This window comes from Angustibacter speluncae (assembly GCF_054777815.1).
Genome location: NZ_BAAHAF010000130.1, coordinates 1 through 1,670 on the forward strand (window position 1 = coordinate 1; position 1,670 = coordinate 1,670).

3 protein-coding genes and 1 pseudogene are annotated in these 1,670 nt (G+C 77.0%); 2 read left to right on the top strand and 2 right to left on the bottom strand.

All coding sequences use genetic code 11. From position 1 onward, the window contains the following. Positions 1 to 579 (top strand): type VII secretion-associated serine protease mycosin (locus ACYVKY_RS15265; protein ID WP_460435846.1); only part of this gene is annotated, 579 nt, incomplete at its 5' end. Beyond that, positions 572 to 784 carry a hypothetical protein gene (locus tag ACYVKY_RS15270; RefSeq protein WP_460435847.1) on the top strand — a complete coding sequence of 71 codons (213 nt, stop codon included), beginning with the start codon at positions 572 to 574 and terminating at the stop codon, positions 782 to 784. The genes ACYVKY_RS15265 and ACYVKY_RS15270, both read left to right, overlap by 8 nt. A gap of 28 nt (positions 785 to 812) precedes the next feature. Here the strand turns inward: ACYVKY_RS15270 and ACYVKY_RS15275 are convergent, their stop codons facing one another. Together ACYVKY_RS15275 and ACYVKY_RS15280 are read right to left on the bottom strand one after the other, a co-directional pair. After that, positions 813 to 1,217 carry an MscL family protein gene (locus ACYVKY_RS15275; RefSeq protein ID WP_460435848.1) on the bottom strand — a complete coding sequence of 135 codons (405 nt, stop codon included), beginning with the start codon at positions 1,215 to 1,217 and terminating at the stop codon, positions 813 to 815. A gap of 82 nt (positions 1,218 to 1,299) precedes the next feature. After that, positions 1,300 to 1,670, bottom strand: a pseudogene (locus ACYVKY_RS15280) (hypothetical protein); the annotation flags it as partial.

Sequence of the window (1,670 nt, forward strand, 5' to 3'; positions counted from 1 at the left end):
TACCCGGGCGTGCTCGGGGTCACCGGCGTGGGCGTCGACGGGTCGGTCGGCGACGAGCCGGCGACCGGGCCGCACGTGGCGCTCGCGGCCCCGGGCGACGACGTGGCGGGCGGCGCCACCGGCCGCCGCGACTGCGTCGTGCTCCCGCCCGGGTCGCCGCCGTCCTCGGAGTGGGCGGTCGGCCACGTCGCCGGGGCAGCGGCGCTGGTGCTGTCGGCGCACCCGTCGGCGTCGGCCGAGGAGGTGGCCTACCGGTTGCTGGCCTCCGCGCAGCGTCCACGGCAGTCCGAGCGCTCCGAGACCACCGGGTGGGGCCTGGTGCGGCCGTACGCTGCGATCACGCTGACGCTCGACCCCTCGCGCCCGGGACCGCCGTTCCCCGGCGGGACGGGGGTCGCCGCCGGCGGCGAGGTGCGCACCATCGAGGCCGCCCGCACCTCGCCGGACCCGGCGGCGCCGGCCCGGCGCGCGGTGGTGTGGTGGGGGCTGCTCGGGCTCGCCGCACTGGGCGTGCTGGTGCTGCTGACGCGGTGGAACCGGTTGTCGGAGCAGCGTTCCCAGGAGGCCGGGCGTGACTGACGACGAGGCGCGCCGTCCCCGTCGCCGGCACCGTCGCGTCGTGCGGCCGGGCACCGGACCCACGGAGCGGGCCGAGCCGGAGCAGCCCGCCGCGCCGTCCCGGGCGGCGGACGACGGCGACGTCGGCTGGGAGCGGCCGGACGAGACCGAGGGCTCCGGGCGCGACGACGACTGGTACCGACGCGAACGCCCGCCGCACTGGTGAGCGGCGGGCGTCCGGGTGGGGTGGGTCGTCAGACCGTCGTGTCGGGCGGCAGGTGCGCCGCGGTGCCGGACGAGCCGCCGGCGGCGAGCAGGTCGCGGATCTCCTTGAGCAGCTGCACGTCCTCCGGCGGGGCCGCGTCGTCCTCCTTCTTCGCGTAGCGCCGCTTGGCGGCCTCGTACGGGGTGACGATGAAGAAGTAGACGACCGCCGCGAGCAGCAGGAACGCGACCAGGGCGGTGAGGAACGGGCCGATCGTGGTCAGACCGCCCGGCGCCCACTCGTCGAAGTTCGGGGCGCCGCCGAGCTTGGCGATCAGCTCGATGATGATCGCGGTGAACGCGGTCACGAGGGTCGCGAACGCGGCGCCGACGATGAAGGCGACCGCGAGCTCGATGAGGTTGCCCCTCATGATGAAGTCCTTGAAACCCTTCACGGGTCCTCCCGAAGTCGTGGGGCGGGTGCTGGCGTCCCACAACGTAGACCCGTCGCGGCGCTCGCGGGAGGACGCGCGCGGGTCACGGCCCGAGCAGCACCGCCCGCAGCGGCTCGCCCGAGGTCGCGACCAGGTCGTCGGCGTCGGCGTCGTCGACCTGCACGAGCGCCTCGACGGCCGTGCGGTCGGACGGCACCGGCCCGAGCAGGCCGCCGTCGTCGCCCGCCGCCTCGACCAGGTCGACGAGCAGCACCGCGACACCCGTCGTCGCACCTGCTCCGGTGCCGGCCTGCGGTGCCGCGTGCAGCCGGAGCCGCTGACCGACCTCCAGCCACGGCGCGGCCTCCGGCACGAGCCGCACCGGGACCGCGACCTGCCCGGCGGGCAGCGCCGCGGCCGCTCCCGGACCGCGCAGCCGGACGTCGGTGAGCGGTTCGCCGCGGCGCACCGCCG